Source organism: Bradyrhizobium sp. I71, from assembly GCF_022354745.1.
GTDB classification, from domain to species: Bacteria; Pseudomonadota; Alphaproteobacteria; order Rhizobiales; family Xanthobacteraceae; genus Bradyrhizobium; species Bradyrhizobium liaoningense.
Window position 1 is genome coordinate 933,028 of the sequence record NZ_CP059398.1, and the last position, 13,804, is coordinate 946,831.

General features: G+C 64.1%; 15 protein-coding genes. 5 read left to right on the top strand and 10 right to left on the bottom strand.

The features are described 5' to 3' along the window. Window positions 1-155 precede the first annotated feature (155 nt). Window positions 156-1,172 carry a magnesium and cobalt transport protein CorA gene (locus FJV43_RS04700; RefSeq protein ID WP_239624997.1) on the top strand — a complete coding sequence of 339 codons (1,017 nt, stop codon included), beginning with the start codon at window positions 156-158 and terminating at the stop codon, window positions 1,170-1,172. A gap of 158 nt (window positions 1,173-1,330) precedes the next feature. On the opposite strand, the gene purS is transcribed toward FJV43_RS04700, so the two are convergent. After that, window positions 1,331-1,573 carry a phosphoribosylformylglycinamidine synthase subunit PurS gene (gene purS / locus FJV43_RS04705; protein ID WP_007602264.1) on the bottom strand — a complete coding sequence of 81 codons (243 nt, stop codon included), beginning with the start codon at window positions 1,571-1,573 and terminating at the stop codon, window positions 1,331-1,333. Between the two features lie 14 nt (window positions 1,574-1,587). Then, window positions 1,588-2,355, bottom strand: a complete 768-nt coding sequence (gene purC / locus FJV43_RS04710) for a phosphoribosylaminoimidazolesuccinocarboxamide synthase (protein ID WP_173015815.1) — start codon at window positions 2,353-2,355, stop codon at window positions 1,588-1,590. A gap of 323 nt (window positions 2,356-2,678) precedes the next feature. On the opposite strand from purC, the gene FJV43_RS04715 reads away from it, so the two are divergent. Then, entirely contained in the window at window positions 2,679-3,002 is a 324-nt protein-coding gene (locus FJV43_RS04715; protein WP_239624998.1) for a DUF1476 domain-containing protein, read from the top strand. Between the two features lie 98 nt (window positions 3,003-3,100). Here the strand turns inward: FJV43_RS04715 and cynS are convergent, their stop codons facing one another. The 4 genes from cynS to FJV43_RS04735 form a co-directional block, all read right to left on the bottom strand. After that, window positions 3,101-3,589, bottom strand: coding sequence for a cyanase (cynS, locus tag FJV43_RS04720; RefSeq protein WP_239624999.1), 489 nt, complete (start codon window positions 3,587-3,589; stop codon window positions 3,101-3,103). Window positions 3,590-3,603: 14 nt separating this feature from the next. Beyond that, entirely contained in the window at window positions 3,604-4,527 is a 924-nt protein-coding gene (locus FJV43_RS04725; protein WP_239625000.1) for an ABC transporter ATP-binding protein, read from the bottom strand. A gap of 5 nt (window positions 4,528-4,532) precedes the next feature. Continuing rightward, a complete protein-coding gene (gene ntrB, locus FJV43_RS04730) occupies window positions 4,533-5,372 on the bottom strand; it encodes a nitrate ABC transporter permease (RefSeq protein ID WP_239625001.1) in 840 nt (279 codons plus the stop codon). Window positions 5,373-5,544: 172 nt separating this feature from the next. Continuing rightward, the gene (locus FJV43_RS04735; protein ID WP_239625002.1) at window positions 5,545-6,927 is read right to left on the bottom strand and encodes a CmpA/NrtA family ABC transporter substrate-binding protein; all 1,383 of its coding nucleotides are present in this window, start codon (window positions 6,925-6,927) and stop codon (window positions 5,545-5,547) included. Window positions 6,928-7,087: 160 nt separating this feature from the next. On the opposite strand from FJV43_RS04735, the gene FJV43_RS04740 reads away from it, so the two are divergent. After that, window positions 7,088-9,022 carry a sigma 54-interacting transcriptional regulator gene (locus tag FJV43_RS04740; protein WP_239625003.1) on the top strand — a complete coding sequence of 645 codons (1,935 nt, stop codon included), beginning with the start codon at window positions 7,088-7,090 and terminating at the stop codon, window positions 9,020-9,022. A gap of 203 nt (window positions 9,023-9,225) precedes the next feature. Here FJV43_RS04740 and FJV43_RS04745 read toward each other — a convergent pair whose 3' ends face one another. From FJV43_RS04745 to FJV43_RS04755, 3 genes are read right to left on the bottom strand one after another with little or no spacing between them, the layout of a single operon-like run. Beyond that, window positions 9,226-10,104, bottom strand: a complete 879-nt coding sequence (locus FJV43_RS04745) for a sulfurtransferase (protein WP_239625004.1) — start codon at window positions 10,102-10,104, stop codon at window positions 9,226-9,228. 52 nt (window positions 10,105-10,156) lie between these two features. Then, window positions 10,157-11,290 carry an acyl-CoA dehydrogenase family protein gene (locus tag FJV43_RS04750; protein WP_239625005.1) on the bottom strand — a complete coding sequence of 378 codons (1,134 nt, stop codon included), beginning with the start codon at window positions 11,288-11,290 and terminating at the stop codon, window positions 10,157-10,159. Between the two features lie 35 nt (window positions 11,291-11,325). Further along, window positions 11,326-11,868: an OsmC family protein gene (locus FJV43_RS04755; protein ID WP_239625006.1), complete on the bottom strand. Its 543-nt coding sequence runs from the start codon at window positions 11,866-11,868 to the stop codon at window positions 11,326-11,328. A 247-nt stretch (window positions 11,869-12,115) separates the two neighbouring features. Between FJV43_RS04755 and FJV43_RS04760 the strand changes: the two genes are divergently transcribed. Both FJV43_RS04760 and FJV43_RS04765 read left to right on the top strand, forming a co-directional pair. Further along, window positions 12,116-12,769 carry a TetR/AcrR family transcriptional regulator gene (locus FJV43_RS04760; protein WP_239625007.1) on the top strand — a complete coding sequence of 218 codons (654 nt, stop codon included), beginning with the start codon at window positions 12,116-12,118 and terminating at the stop codon, window positions 12,767-12,769. A 303-nt stretch (window positions 12,770-13,072) separates the two neighbouring features. Further along, window positions 13,073-13,222 (top strand): hypothetical protein, encoded by a 150-nt coding sequence (locus FJV43_RS04765; protein WP_239625008.1) that lies wholly within the window; start codon window positions 13,073-13,075, stop codon window positions 13,220-13,222. A gap of 6 nt (window positions 13,223-13,228) precedes the next feature. On the opposite strand, the gene FJV43_RS04770 is transcribed toward FJV43_RS04765, so the two are convergent. Further along, the gene (locus FJV43_RS04770; RefSeq protein WP_239625009.1) at window positions 13,229-13,672 is read right to left on the bottom strand and encodes a DoxX family protein; all 444 of its coding nucleotides are present in this window, start codon (window positions 13,670-13,672) and stop codon (window positions 13,229-13,231) included. Window positions 13,673-13,804: the final 132 nt, after the last annotated feature.

Sequence of the window (13,804 nt, forward strand, 5' to 3'; positions counted from 1 at the left end):
CGGTGGGCGGGAATCGGGGCTGGCCGACGGGCCAATTCGTGAAGAGACATAACCATTTGACGGGGATTTTACCAGTGCTAGCCTTGGTCGAGCGCCTTGTACACAGGCGACAGTCGCATGCCGATCGGCCAGTCGTTTCGCCCGGGATTGAAGCCATGAACGTCCCGTCGCTGCCCGCATCCCCCTCCGAGCCGGTGCCCACCGAGGGCGTCGTCGCCGCCGGTGCCTATGTCGACGGCCGGCGCGTCGCCAATATCGCCATCAGTGAGGCCTCGAGCTGGCGGGCCAAGCCAGGCCACGTGGTCTGGATCGGCCTGCACGAGCCGAACATGACGCTGCTCGGCGCGGTCCAGAAGCAGTTCGACCTGCACGAGCTCGCGATCGAGGACGCCAACCACGCCCATCAGCGGCCCAAGATCGAGCAATATGGCGAGGCCCTGTTCATCGTGGCGCGCACCGCGCAACTGATCGAGGGCCGGATCGCCTTCGGCGAGACGCACATCTTCGTGGGCGAAGGCTATCTGGTCTCGGTGCGCCACGGCGCCTCGACGTCCTACACACCGGTGCGCGAACGCTGCGAGAGCTGCCCGCGGGCGCTCGCCCGCGGCGAGGACTACATCCTCTACGCCATCCTCGATTTCATCGTCGACAATTACTCGCCCGTGCTCGAGAGCATTCACGAGGAGGTCGAGGGCATCGAGGACGACGTGCTCTCCAAGCCCCTCAGCAAGGCCCAGATCGAGCGGCTCTACATGCTGCGCCGCGACCTGCTGCGGCTCAGGACCGCAATCGGCCCGCTGGTGGAGGTCTGCCGCCGGCTCGAGCATGACGAGCTGTCGATGGTGCGGCAGGCCATGCAGCCGCTGTTTCGCGACGTCACCGACCACGTCAGGAACATCCAGGAGCGCATCGATTCCATGCGCGAGGTGCTGGCCTTCGCCTTCGAGGCGAGCCTGCTGGTCGGCCAGGCCCAGGAGACGGCGGTATCCAAGAAGCTCGCCTCCTGGCTCGCGATCATCGCGATCCCGACCGCGCTCGCCGGCATCTACGGCATGAACTTCAAGTACATGCCGGAGCTGGAATGGGAGTACGGCTATTACATGCTGCTCGGCTTGATGCTGGCGGCGTGCACCACGCTGTACTGGCGTTTTCGCAGCGTCGGGTGGCTGTGAGCAAAGCGTTCAGCCAACAGCAGCTCAGCTAATAGACCCTCATGGTGAGGAGGCGCGCAAGCGCCGTCTCGAACCATGCAGGCCCAGCTCTTACAGCTCGGCCTCCATCCTTCGAGACGCGCGCGAACAGCGCGCTCCTCAGGATGAGGAGTGGCAGCTCAGCCGATCAACTCCACCCGATAATTCTCGATCACGGTGTTCGCCAGCAGCTTGTCGGCGGCGTCCTTCAGCGCGGCTTCGGCCTTGGCCTTGTCGGCGCCGGCGAGCTCGATGTCGAACACCTTGCCCTGGCGAACGCTGGCGACACCGTCGACGCCAAGCGACTTCAGCGCGCCTTCGATGGCCTTGCCTTGCGGATCGAGGATGCCCGTCTTCAAGGTAACGGTGACACGTGCCTTCACGTCAAAAACCTCTCTCAGCTCTTCACCAGCACCGGGCCGGAGCCCTGCGGACGCTCGTTCTCCATGAGGATGCCGAGACGCTTTGCGACCTCGGTATAGGCCTCGAGCAAGCCGCCGAGATCCCTGCGGAAACGATCCTTGTCGAGCTTCTCGTTCGACTTGATGTCCCACAGACGGCAGCTATCCGGCGAGATCTCGTCGGCGACAATGATGCGCATCATCTCGTTCTCGAACAGGCGCCCGCACTCCATCTTGAAGTCGACGAGGCGGATGCCGATCCCGAGGAAGAGGCCGGTGAGGAAATCATTGACGCGGATGGCGAGCGCCATGATGTCGTCGATCTCCTGCGGCGTGGCCCAGCCGAAGGCGGTGATGTGCTCTTCCGACACCATGGGGTCGTTGAGCTGGTCGTTCTTGTAGTAGAATTCGATGATCGAACGGGGCAGCTGCGTGCCCTCCTCGATGCCGAGGCGCTGCGACAGCGAACCGGCGGCGACGTTCCGCACCACCACCTCGAGCGGCACGATCTCGACCTCGCGAATCAGCTGCTCGCGCATGTTGAGCCGGCGGATGAAATGGGTCGGCACCCCGATGTCGTTGAGGTGCTGAAACAGGTACTCCGAGATCCGGTTGTTGAGGACACCCTTGCCCTCGATCACCTGATGCTTTTTCGCATTGAACGCGGTGGCGTCGTCCTTGAAGTGCTGGATCAGGGTACCGGGCTCCGGGCCTTCGTAAAGAACCTTTGCCTTGCCTTCATAAATGCGACGCCGACGGCTCATGGGGATGTACCGTGTTTTGTTGAAATCCATGAATTTGGTGTGCTCCGGTTGACTAGGATTACGACCCACAGCGGAGCTGCCGTGAACGGCTGGGAACCCATCTATAAACCCTTGGAAACAGAACGGGAACCAAGCCTTCAGGCAACCTATCCGATTGGCTGTCCCAGCACAATCGATCCGGCCGTCCGGCGCCAACTTATACCATCTTGCCTGCGGCTTAACGGCCCGTTGTTTTGCCGATTCGTGCTATCTATGTAGGCATGCAGCCGGGTCGCCGCAACGGAAGGCTCCCGCGCCATTCAGCAGGGGATTTGGAACAAGGCATGAGCGAGTTCGACAAGCGCCAGGAAGGCTTCGAGAAGAAATACGCCCTCGACGAGGAGCAGAAGTTCAAGGCGGAGGCCCGCCGCAACCGGCTGCTCGGCCTGTGGGCGGCGGAAAAGCTCGGCATGTCCGGCGATGCCGCCACCGCCTATGCCAAGGAGGTCGTCGCGGCCGACTTCGAGGAGGCCGGCGATGCCGACGTCGTGCGCAAGCTGGCGGCCGATTTCGCCGCCAAGAACGTCGCCGTCACCGAACAGGCGATTCGCGCCAAGATGAGCGAGCTGCTCGCGGTCGCGGCCGCCGAGGTGAAGGCGGGGAAGTGACACGAAGTGTCATTCCGGGACGCGCGCCAGCGCGGACCCGGAATCTCGAGATTCCGGGCTCGATGCTCTGCATCGCCCCGGAATGACGGGGGTCTGGCTCACTCTTCCTTGAAACCGTATTCCGGCACATTGCCGCTGGCGCCGTAATATTTGTACGGCAGGAACTTGCCGCTCATGGTGATCTTGACGCGGTCGCCCTTCGGATTGGCGACGCGTTCGATTCCCATGTCGAAGTCGATCGCCGACATGATGCCGTCGCCGAACTCCTCCTCGATCAGCGCCTTCCAGGCCGGGCCATTCACCATCACCATCTCGTAGAAACGGTAGATCAGAGGATCGGTCGGCGGCATCGGCGTGCCGGTGCCGCGCATCGGCACCTCGTTGAGCATCGCAACTTCGGCCTTCGACAGGCCGAACAGCTCGCCGGCATTGGCGGCCTGCGGCTTCGTCAATTTCATCTGGCCGAGGATCGCGCCGACGATCAGCACTTCGGAATAGCCGCCGATCTGCTCGCAGATGTGCTTCCAGCTCCAGCCCTTCTCGCGCTTGATGTCGAGCAGCTTCTCGGTGAGATCTTCGCGTTTCATCAGGGGTCTCCGTGTCAGGCAGTCAGTCCGGGACTGGTCCCGGGGGTCCAGGTCTGGCGTGGCTCCTCGCCGTTCGAGGCGATCGTCAATCCGGGCTTGCCGATGTGCACCATCGGCACGTTGCGAGGATCGTGATCGGGTGTCTCGGCGGCAAAGGTCTTGCTGCGCGTCACCAGGAAATCGATGATGTGGTTGCGCAAGGCGTAGTAGAGCGGATGGCGGTGCAGATCGGTGCGGCCGCGATCCCGCGGCAGCGGGTTCTCGACGACCTCTGCCAGCACCGCGCCGGGACCGTTCGTCATCAGGAAGATCTTGTCGGCGAGATAGATCGCCTCGTCGACGTCATGGGTGATCATGAACGCGGTCTGCCCGGTCTCCAGGCAGATGCGCCGCACCTCGTCCTGGAGCGTGCCGCGCGTCAGCGCGTCCAGCGCCGAGAACGGCTCGTCCATCAGCATCATCTTCGGCGTGATCGACAGCGCGCGCGCGATGCCGACGCGCTGCTTCATGCCGCCCGACAGTTCCGAGGGGCGCTTGTGCTCGGAGCCGGTGAGACCGACGAGATCGATGAAGGTCTGCGCATGCGCCCTCACCTTGGCGCGATCCCAGCTCCGCCATTTCGAGCTGACGGCATAGGCGACGTTGCCGAGCACGGTGCGCCAGGGCAGAAGCGCGTGGCTCTGGAAGATCACGGCGCGGTCGAGGCTGGTGCCCGAGATCGCCTGACCGTCGACGATGACGGCGCCCTCGCTCGGCGCATCGAGGCCGGCGAGGATGTTGAGCACGGTGGTCTTGCCGCAGCCGGAATGGCCGATCACGCAACAGAACTCGCCGCGCGCCATCGAAAGCCACAGGTTCTCGAACACGGTTGTCGTGGCGCCGCCCGCGCCGGGATAACGCTTGGCGATGCCTTCGATGGAGACGAATTTGTCGGTCACTTGCCCTACTCCGGAAACGTGACCATGCGCGTGAAGCGCGCGAGGATCTGGTCGAGCAGCATGCCGACGACCCCGATCAGCAGGATCGCGATGATGACGTTGGTGATCGAGAGGTTATTCCACTCGTTCCAGACGAAATAGCCGATGCCGGTGCCGCCGACGAGCATCTCGGCGGCGACGATCACGAGCCAGGCGATGCCGATCGAGATGCGCATGCCGGTCAGGATCGTCGGCGCCGCCGCCGGCAGGATCACGGTGAAGGCGCGCCTGACGGTGCCGACCTCCAGCGTCCGCGCGACGTTGATCCATTCCTTGCGCACGCTGGCGACGCCGAACACGGTGTTGAGCAGCATCGGCCAGATCGAGCAGATGAAGATGACGAAGATCGCGGAGACCGAGGAATCCTTGATGGTGTAGAGCGCGAGCGGCATCCAGGCCAGCGGCGAGATCGGCTTCAGCACCTGGATGAAGGGATCGAGCGCCTTGCTGAGCAGCGGCGACATGCCGATCAGGAAGCCGAGCGGGATCGCGACCAGCACGGCCAGCAGATAGCCGGTGCCGACGCGCGCGATGGAATAGCCGAGCTGGATGCCGAGCCCCTTGTCGTTCGGCCCGTTGTCGTAGAACGGCCGCTTCAGATGCTCCCAGAGCTTGGCGCCGACGTCGAGCGGCCCGGGCATCGCCGATTTGCCCTGCGTCGCGGTCAGGCCCATCAGCTTGGCGTATTCCGGGCTCATCGTGGCGACCGGGGCGGTCGAGCGCGTGGCGAGATGCCAGATGCCGAGAAACGCGGCGAGCAGCACGATGGAGACGAGGCCGGCGCGGAGGCGGAGGGATGATGTCATTGTGCATATTCCCGGTATCGTGTCCCGGGCGCGGCGCAGCGCCACCGGCGATGCGGAGCATCGTCCGGCGTGATGCGACGCAGAACCGGGACCCATGCGGCCCCATTGGGTCCCGGCTCAGCGATGCAACACTCCGTGCTGCACCGCGTCCGGGACACGAGAGCGCTCGCCATCAGGACGCCTTCCTGATCTTGAAGCTCGCCACGTAATCCTCCGGCTTGGTCGGATCGAACGTCTTGCCCATCACCGCGAAGGATTTGTAGGCGCTTGCAGGCGGCGACAGCCCCATCTCGGTCATCAGCTTCTTGGTGTCGGTGGCGAGGTACACCTGCTCGGCCACGGCCTTGTAGTCGACGTCGCCCTTGATCTGGCCCCAGCGCTTCATCTGCGTCAGCATCCACACTGCAAAGGACTGCCAGGGGAACGGATCGAAATCGACCCGCTTGGGATCGGTCTTCACCCCGCCGAGGCCGTCGGCATAGGTGCCGGTCAGGACCTGTTCCAGCACCGTGACCGGCGCGTTGATGTAATTGGCCGGTGCGATCGCCTCCGCGATCTGCTTGCGGTTCTCCGCCTTCGACGCATAGGCGGTGGCATCGACGATGGCCCGCGTCAGCGCCGCAAAGCTGTTCGGCGCCGTCGTGATGAATTCGCGGCTGGCGGCGAAGCTGCAGCAGGGATGGCCGTCCCAGATCTCCTTGGACAGCAGATGCATGAAGCCGACGCCGTCGTAGATCGCGCGCTGGCAGATGTTGTCCGGCGCGAGGAAGCCGTCGATGTTGTCGGCGCGCAAGTTCGCGACCATCTCCGGCGGCGGCACCGAGCGCAGCTGCACGTCGGTGTCGGGATCGATCCCGTGTTCGGCCAGATAATACCGCAGCAGGTAATTGTGCATGGAATAGTCGAAGGGGATCGCGAACTTCAGGCCTTTCCAGTCCTTCGGATCACGCTTGTCCTTGTGCTTGGTCGCGAGCACGATGCCCTGCCCGTTGATGTTCTCGATCGCAGGCACGGCGAACGGAATGGCGTTGGCACCCAGGCCGAGCGAGATCGCGATCGGCATCGGCGCCAGCATGTGCGCGGCGTCGTATTCCTTGTTGATGGTCTTGTCGCGGATCACCGCCCAGCCGGCGGTCTTGACCACTTCGACATTGAGGCCGTGCTTGGCATAGAAGCCCATCGGCGCCGCCATGATGATCGGCGTCGCGCAGGTGATGGGAATGAAGCCGACCTTGAGGTCCTTCTTCTCGGGCGCGCCGGTCGCGGCGAAGGCCTCCGTGGCCGTCTTGAGCGGGAAGAATTGCGACAGCGCCGCGAGCGCGGTCGACGCACCGACCGATTTCAGGAAGGCGCGGCGCGCCACGTCCTGCGGAAACATCGCGCGCATCACGGCAGAGGCGACGACGCCCTCGTAGCGCTTCTCCTCGCTCTCGACCGGCTCGCAACGCAGCGCCGCGGCTGCCTGGTCATGCTCTGCCGCGGATCGGTGCTGGCCACAGGCACAGCCGGCCCGAAGGTTGCGGTCGGGATCAAACGGATTGTCGAACGTGGACATCGGCCCTCCTGCGCGTCGTTGCGAGGAAGAATTACGCAAGGAGCATGCCACGGCTTCCAGATCCGCCAGCGCCTTGACGACGCAGTACTTTCGATCGAGCTTGGTGACTACGAAAATTCGTGATAAACGAGATTTCGTAGTTCAATTACGAGATTTCGCAATGGCACCGACGCCAATGCCCGTCCACGACGATGTGGCTCCCCCGATCGATCCGCGTGTCGCAGCGTTCGAATCCTCGGTCGAGGCGACACTGCTGGTCGATCCCTTCAGCGACCAGATCGTCGATGCCAATCCGGCCGCCTGCTCCCTGCTCGGCTATGACCGCGCGCTGCTGCGGCAGACCAGGCCCAGCACGCTCCACGCCGGCGAGCTTCCGGCCCTCACCGTCTTCACCCAGGCCGTGCTGCACAAGGGCGCCTACTGGACCACGGCGCTCACTCCCCGCCACGCGACGGGGCAGGATCTCCAGCTCGAATATGCAGGCTGCGTGCTGCCGCATGACGGCCGCACGCTGCTGCTGCTCACGCTGACCGATCTCGACGCGCGCCGCCGGCGCAATGTCGATGCCGCCGCCGAGGATCACATGCGCAGCGGCATATCGACCTGGCAGCGGGTCGAGCGCGTCTTTCAGGACATCGAGCGCGAGAACCAGTTGATCCTGCGCGCCGCCGGCGAAGGCATCTATGGCGTGAACGCGGAAGGAAAGACCACCTTCGTGAACCCCGCGGCGGAGCGGATGCTGGGCTGGACCGCCGAAGAGCTGGTCGGCAAGGAGATCCACCCGATCGTGCACCACACCCACCACGACGGCCGCCACTACCCCGATCACGACTGCCCGATCTACGCGGCGTTCCGTGACGGCGCCGTGCATCAGGTCGATGGCGAGGTGTTCTGGCGCAAGGACGGCTCGCCGGCCTGGGTCGAATACACCTCCACGCCCATCCGCGACCGCGGCGTCGTGGTCGGCGCGGTCGTCGTGTTTCGCGACGTCAGCCAGCGCCGCGAGGCCGACGAGAAGCTGCATGCGGCGCTTGCCGAAGTCGATCGCCTGCGCGAGCGGCTCGAATTGGAAAACGCCTATCTGCAAGAGGAGATCCGCATCGAGACCAATCCGCGCGGCATCATCGGTGGAAGCGAGGCGATCCAGAAGACGCTGCGCCAGGTCAAGCTGGTGGCGCCGACCACGGCGGCGGTGATGATCACCGGCGAATCCGGCACCGGCAAGGAGCTGATCGCGCGTGCCATCCACGAGGACTCGACCCGCAGCGACCGGCCGCTGATCCGCGTCAACTGCGCAGCGATCCCGCGCGAATTGTTCGAGAGCGAGTTCTTCGGCCATGTGCGCGGTGCCTTCACCGGCGCAATGCGCGACCGCATCGGCCGCTTCGAGCTCGCCGACGGCGGCACGCTGTTTCTCGACGAGGTCGGCGAAATTCCGCTCGAGCTCCAGGGCAAGCTGCTACGCGTATTGCAGGAAGGCCATTTCGAGCGCGTCGGCGAAGCACGCACGCGCGCGGTCGACGTCCGCGTCATCGCCGCGACCAATCGCGACCTCAAGCAGGAAGTCCAGCGCGGCCGTTTCCGCGAGGACCTCTATTTCCGCCTCAACGTGTTCCCGATCGAGACCGTCCCCTTGCGCGAGCGGCGCGAGGATATTCCGTTGCTCGCCCAGCACTTCCTGACGCGAGAGGGCAAGGCGCTGAAGTCGAACCTGCGTCTGTCCGAGGGCGATGCGCGGCGGCTGACCCGCTACGACTGGCCCGGCAATGTCCGCGAATTGCAGAATGTGATCGAGCGCGCTGCGATCCTGTCCCAGAACGGCCGTCTGCGCATCGATCTGCCTGACGGCTCCGGCGCGCAGGTTCTGTCCGGCACCGCACGCCCGAAGGCCGATGCGCGCCCGGCGGTCATGACCTCATCCGAGATGCGCGAGCACGAGCGCGCCAACATTCTCGCCGCACTCGAGGCCTGCGCGGGAAAAGTCTTTGGCCCCGGCGGCGCGGCCGAGATGCTCGATATCAAGCCGACCACGCTGGCCTCGCGGATCAAGGCGCTGGGGATTGCGCCTCGTCCGCGACCAGGCATGAACAGTTGATCAGGGTTGAGCTTTGGTTGAATCGATGCGAGCCGAGGCGACACCTCTCCCGTAGGGAGAGGTCGGATCGCATCGAAAGATGCGGTCCGGGTGAGGGGTTACAGGCTCACCGAACGCGGCGGCCCCTCACCCGGATTGCTCCGCAATCCGACCTCTCCCCGTCGGGGAGAGGTGAACCCAGCCCTACGGTCGACGCGCAACACTCACGCCGCCTTGGTCGTGACACCAGTCGCAATCGGCAACCCTTGCTCGATCGGCAGCGACGGATCGCGCGACCATTCGTTCCAGGAGCCGAAATACATCCGCACGTCCTTCACGCCGGCATTCTTGAGCGCGAGGAACGTGTTCGAGGCGCGCGCCCCCTTGAAGCAGTAGAGGTAGACCGGCGTCGCCGGCGAGATGCCGACGGTGGCGCATTCCGCCAGGATCTCGTCCTTGGACTTGAAGCGCGGGCCCTCGGCGGTCGGCTTCATCATGCGGTACCATTCCAGCCACACGGCGCCGGGAATGCGGCCCTTGCGCGGGCAGAAATCCTTCCCGTAGGGAGAAGAGCTGTCGCCGATCCACTCGTCGACGTCGCGCACGTCGAGGATCGCGATGCCGGGCTTGCCGACGGCGGCGAGCATGGTCTTCGCGTCGATCAGGATCTCGCCCGCTTCGGGCACGATCGGGAACGAGGCCTTCACCGGGGTCGGAACGTCCTTGGTCACCGGCAAGCCTGCGGCTGCCCAGGCATCGAAGCCGCCGTGCAGCACCTTCACCTTGGGATAGCCGAGCATGGTGAGCAGATAATAGCCGCGGCAGGATTGGCCGAAGCCGGAATTCATCGACTGCTCGTAGACCACGGCCGTTTCCTTGCCGGAGAGGCCGGCCGCGCCGAAGGCGTCGGCGAATTTGGTCTTCAGCTCGCTGATGCCCTCGGGCGTCGAGGTCGCAAGGAACGTGAAGATGTCGTGCACGTTCACGGCATTGGGCAGGTGCCCGGCGCCGTAGGCGTCGGGATTGCGGGTGTCGATCACGACACACGGCTCTAGCTTCAAGAGATCGGCAAGTTCGCTGGCAGAGATCAGAACGTCCGTCATTTGGCAGCCTCTCCGTTGAGGTTAGGTGGACTTCAGGGTGGACTCGTGAAGCTCAGGTGTCGGCGAGCATCTTGCGCAACTGCTTGGTGGCAGGCGTGACGATCGCGACGAAATAGGCCTCGCGCATGCGCCGCTGCGCGCGGTGGCTCTTGAGGTAGCCGCGCGCGCCACAATGCAGCATCGCCGCATGCGCCGCCGCGACGCTGGCCTCGCCGGCGCGAAGCCGCAGTGCGATCACCTTGCGCCAGTAAGTTTCCTCCTCGTTGTAGGGATCGCGTGCCAGCGCCATGGTCTCGGCCTCGAGCTCGGCGGCGAGATCGCGGAAATGCACCGGCTGCTGCGGCAGATAGCGGTTGATATGGCCGAGGGGACTGTCGACCTCGTCCATGATGTTGATGCAATCCTTGATGAGGCCGAGCGCCATGCCGGCCTGGAGCAGGATGAAGCCGGCGCGAATCTTCTTGACGAAGGGCCCGGCCGGATCGGCCAGGATCAGCTCGTCCGGCACGAACACGTCACGGAATTGCACCCCGTAGGTGCCGGTGCCGTCCATGGCGAGGAACGGCTTGCACGGCGTCAGCGTGATCGCAGGGTCCGAGCAGTCGGCCAGGAACATCACCGTGGCGGGCTCGCCGCTTGCGGTGCCCTGATCGTCCTCACGCTCGAAGATGGTACCGAAATAATGGTCGGGACCGAGATTGGAGACCCAGGGCAGCGCGCCGCGCACGATATAGCCGCCCTCGACCTTGCGCCCCTTCAGCTTCAATTTCTCGATGCCGAAGAAGCTCTTCATGGGGTTGGAGAGCCCGGTGCCGCCGAGCACGCGCCCGGTCGAGAAGGCATCGCCGAAGCGTTTGGCGAGCTTCAGGTTGGTCGAGTTCGCCGCGTACCAGACCAGGGTGTCCTGGCACCAGGCCATGAAGGCCGTGGCGCCGCAGACTTCCCCGATCGCGGCCATCGCCTGGATGGCGCAGCGCAGATCGGCCGGGCCTTCGTGCGGCACGTGACTGCCCCACGCCCCGACCGCACCGAACTTGCGCAGCACCTCGGCCGGATAGACCGTACCGTCGTCGATGCCCGCGGCGAGCGGCGCGAGCTGCTCGCGCGCGATCCGCGCCACCTCGCCCGCAATGGACGGTGCGGGCTGATCCATAACTTCGGCCCGCGATAAAGCCAGTGAACCCATGATCGTCTCCCGCACCTTGTCCTGATTGCCGTCTGCTAGATGCCGACCTCGAGATTGACCGGCCGGGTGAAGGTGTTGGCGACCGGTGACCATTTCTTCACATGGGCAACCAGCGCATTGATCTCGTCCTGCGAGACGCCCTCGCATTCCATCTCGACCTTGACGCGGACATCGGTGAATCCGACCGGCTTGTCGGAGGTGTCGCCGGTGCCCCAGACCGCGGTGATGTTGAGATCGCCTTCGAGCTCCAGCTCGAGCTTGTTGACGATCCAGCCGCGATGCACCGCATTGGCGTGCAGGCCGACCGCGAGGCAGGAGCCGAGCGCGGCGAGCGAGGCTTCGGACGGATTGGGCGCGGTGTCGTCGCCCAGCAGCCCCGGCGGCTCGTCGACGATGTAGGGCGGCAGGTTGCGGATGTAGTTGGCGTGGCGGAACTTGCCTTCCGCGACCGTCTTGCACTTCAAGGTCTTGATGACCTTCGGATTCGCCTTGCCGTTGGCGATCAGCTGCTCGAGCCCATTCTTGTCGATGGGCGCGAGGCACCCCGTCAGCACTGTCTTTTGAACGACGGCAGTCATCAGTCTTCTCCCTGGCAGAAGTGGAAATCGGTAGGATACCGAACGGTCTGTTTCCTTGCATGGAGCGTGCCAGAAGCGGCCAAAAGCGAAATGCGAAGCATTGGAGCCGCTTAAGCGTCGCTGCCTGCCGATTGGTCAGCCCCCTCCTGCTCAAAGGCGGAGCAGATGACCGAGCGGATGCGAATCTTTTCAGCGCCAACCAGATGCGGCTTGCTGATGTGATGCAGCTGCGATTAAGTTGCAGCCCATGGCAAAGACGTCATTGAAGAAGAACGCGAACTCGCCCCACGCTGGTGCAGGCGACGACGAATCCGCGCGCGGGCGCCTGCTCAGTGCCGCGACGCATCTGTTCTGCAAGAACGGCATCAACGCCACCGGCATCGATGCGATCATCGAGGAAGCCGGCACCGCGAAGACCACGCTCTACAAATTGTTCGGCTCCAAGACCAATCTCGTCAACGCCGTGCTGGAAAGCGAAGGCAAGCAGTGGCGCGAATGGTTCATCGGCGCCATGGAGCAAGGCGGCGGCGATGCGCAGGCGAAGCTCACGCGCATCTTTCCCGCGCTGAAGAGCTGGTTCGCGGAGGAGCGCTTCTACGGCTGCCCCTTCATCAACGCGGTCGGCGAGCACGACAAGGACGCCAAGCAGTTTCGCAACATCGCGCTCAAGCACAAGAAGATCGTGCTCGGCCATATCGAGAAGCTCGCCGGCGAGCTCGGCTCGACCGAGCCTGCGGTGCTCGCGCATCAGCTCGGCCTGATCATCGACGGCGCGATCGTCGCAGCGATGATCTCGCGCGACCCGGGCGTGGCTGATACGGCGGCACTCACGGCAGGCCCCCTGCTCGGCCAGTCCAAGGCGAAGAAGAAGCGGGCGGCGGAGCAGCTCGAGGCGGTGTGAGTCCGTAGGGACGGTTAGGGAAACGCAACCGATCCCGTCCCTTCAGCGTCACGCGGGTATTCGAATGATGGTGTCCGCGTCCAGTGGGGCAGCCAGGCTTACCGACTCCTCGACCTGCGCACTCGTCGTCGCCACGGAGGCGGCGTTCTTCATTGAGACAAGGGGTGTCCGCAACCAGCAAGCTGCTCCGAGTGCATATTGCGTGTGTTCCGGCGCGTTGCCACTCAGAAGACGACTTGCCGTGTCGGCTCCTTTGGGCGACACTGGCCGTATTTCAGAGAACGTATTTTTCGAGAGGGCGTCATGCCCGAGATACTGGAAGTCATGCTGTGGTGTGCCGCGCTTGCGACGTGGCTGATGCTTCTCTTCGCGTTCTTGGGCGACGCCTTGAAGCCGTTCACAAGGAGCATCCGTCGAGCGATCGAGGACGCATTCAAGCCCCATGTGAAGTGATGCCGCCTATGTTGCCCGGTCCAAGCTGAAGCGGCCTGGCCCGGTGACGAAGATCAACATCGCGCCTCCCATGATCGAGATGTTCTTCAGGAAATTGTTGTATTGACCAATCTGCTGCGCCCCGGCGGGATATTCCCAGTAGCGGTGCGCGATCACTGTCGCCATCAGCACGAACACGAACATCAGAACTGCGCAGTAGCGCGTGCCGAGACCGAATATCAGACCAAGGGATATGAGGACCTCGACCGCTATGTTGATGATGGTGAACAGCTCAGGTGCTGGAAGGTTCAACGATCTGAAATAGCCCACCGAGCCGCCGAAATTGGATAGCGCTCCGTACGCGCTTCCGACGAATACCCACGCAAGCAGAATGCGGCCGATCAAGATCAGCACGCCCGCTCTCCTTGTGGCGAACTCGTCGAGCGTCCGCGACTCCAATTGGGATTTCACTGAAAGAATCCCCCTTGCTGTCCACGACCGGCTGAACACGTCTACGGCGAGAGCCAGCCTATCACGATTGGCGGATCGCACGAAGCGCTCAGACCGCGCGCAGGCCGAACTGCCGCTCACGAGTGTCAGCGG

Excerpts from the sequence above, each read along its gene's own strand:
- FJV43_RS04700 (WP_239624997.1), top strand. The coding sequence starts at position 156 with ATGAACGTCCCGTCGCTGCCCGCATCCCCCTCCGAGCCGGTGCCCACC.
- purC (WP_173015815.1), bottom strand. The coding sequence starts at position 2,355 with ATGAGCCGTCGGCGTCGCATTTATGAAGGCAAGGCAAAGGTTCTTTAC.
- FJV43_RS04715 (WP_239624998.1), top strand. The coding sequence starts at position 2,679 with ATGAGCGAGTTCGACAAGCGCCAGGAAGGCTTCGAGAAGAAATACGCC.
- cynS (WP_239624999.1), bottom strand. The coding sequence starts at position 3,589 with ATGAAACGCGAAGATCTCACCGAGAAGCTGCTCGACATCAAGCGCGAG.
- ntrB (WP_239625001.1), bottom strand. The coding sequence starts at position 5,372 with ATGACATCATCCCTCCGCCTCCGCGCCGGCCTCGTCTCCATCGTGCTG.
- FJV43_RS04735 (WP_239625002.1), bottom strand. The coding sequence starts at position 6,927 with ATGTCCACGTTCGACAATCCGTTTGATCCCGACCGCAACCTTCGGGCC.
- FJV43_RS04740 (WP_239625003.1), top strand. The coding sequence starts at position 7,088 with ATGGCACCGACGCCAATGCCCGTCCACGACGATGTGGCTCCCCCGATC.
- FJV43_RS04745 (WP_239625004.1), bottom strand. The coding sequence starts at position 10,104 with ATGACGGACGTTCTGATCTCTGCCAGCGAACTTGCCGATCTCTTGAAG.
- FJV43_RS04750 (WP_239625005.1), bottom strand. The coding sequence starts at position 11,290 with ATGGGTTCACTGGCTTTATCGCGGGCCGAAGTTATGGATCAGCCCGCA.
- FJV43_RS04755 (WP_239625006.1), bottom strand. The coding sequence starts at position 11,868 with ATGACTGCCGTCGTTCAAAAGACAGTGCTGACGGGGTGCCTCGCGCCC.
- FJV43_RS04760 (WP_239625007.1), top strand. The coding sequence starts at position 12,116 with ATGGCAAAGACGTCATTGAAGAAGAACGCGAACTCGCCCCACGCTGGT.
- FJV43_RS04765 (WP_239625008.1), top strand. The coding sequence starts at position 13,073 with ATGCCCGAGATACTGGAAGTCATGCTGTGGTGTGCCGCGCTTGCGACG.